This is a genomic window from Pseudomonas sp. GV071 (assembly GCF_003050835.1).
In the GTDB taxonomy this organism is placed as follows: Bacteria; Pseudomonadota; Gammaproteobacteria; order Pseudomonadales; family Pseudomonadaceae; genus Aquipseudomonas.
The window spans coordinates 1-1,136 of sequence record NZ_QAOJ01000026.1 but is presented as its reverse complement, the minus strand read 5'-3'; the positions used below and the strand labels follow the sequence as shown (position 1 = coordinate 1,136).

Sequence of the window (1,136 nt, the reverse complement as noted above, 5' to 3'; positions counted from 1 at the left end):
GACTGGTCGCCGGTGACGGAGTCGATGTTGTCGCCCTTCAGGTAGGTGATGGTGGCTTTCAGGCCCGGAGCACCGATCTTGGCGAAGTCGTAGGCGTATTCGGTCAGCCAGGTACGCTCGCCGGCACGCAGGAACTTGCCGATCTGACGGTCAGTGATCAGGTAGGCAGTGGCGCCGTCACCCTGGTCCAGGTACGGGAAGTTGCTGTCGCCCGACACTTGCTGGTAGCCGGCGCTGATCGAGTGGCTGTCCAGGGTGTAGGTGAACTGGCCGCTCCAGGTACGGTTGTCGACCTTGCCGCTGGTGATCGCACGACCAGCAGCGGTGGTGCCGTAGTAACCGGTGGCGTTGTAGCCGTCAGCACGGCCGGAGACGCTGTCGTTCTTGCCGTCAGCGGTGCTGCGGAAGTAGCGCAGGTCAGACTTCAGGCTGCCCACTGGCAGGGCCAGGTTGTGGGTCAGGCCGAGGAAGTGCTGCTGGTAGAACTCGTTCAGGGTGCCGTAGTAGAACTGGGCCAACAGGTCCTTGTTGATCTTGTAGTCCAGGCCCGCGTAGTAGAACTCGTTGCTGAACTGGCCGGTCTTGGCGTTGTTCGAGCCACCGATCGACAGGCTTTCGTTGTTGCTGGAGTTACGGCCTTTGGCGTGTTCCAGCTTGCCGCCGATCAGGGTCAGGTTGTCGATTTCGTTCGAGGTGATCTGGCCACCTTCAAAGGTTTGCGGCAGCAGACGACCGTCGTTGAACGTTACCACCGGCAGCTTGGGCTGCAGGGTGCCGATACGGGCTTCGGTCTTGGACACTTTGACCTTGCCGGTCAGGCCCACGTGGGAGAAATCGTTGACCGCTTCGCCGTTGCTATCGGTAGGGAATACGATGCCGCCGTAGGCGTTGCTGTTGGCGTTGTAGTGGGTGCCTTTACCTGAATCCAGACGCACGCCCAGCAGGCCCAGTGCATCAACGCCGAAACCGACGGTGCCTTCGGTATAGCCGGAGGTGAAGTTGAAGATGAAGCCTTGGCCCCACTCTTCCTGCTTGTTCGGCGTGGTCGCGGCGTTGGCGGTGTTGCCGCGAGCCAGGTTGCGGTTGTCGGCGTTGATGTAGAAGTTGCGCAGACCCAGAGTGGCCTTGCTGTCTTC

At 61.0% G+C, this 1,136-nt stretch carries 1 protein-coding gene; it reads right to left on the bottom strand.

The window, feature by feature from the left end; all coding sequences use genetic code 11:
• The coding region (locus C8K61_RS26590) for an OprD family outer membrane porin (protein ID WP_108195003.1) at nt 1–1,136 on the bottom strand (1,136 nt) is incomplete at both ends.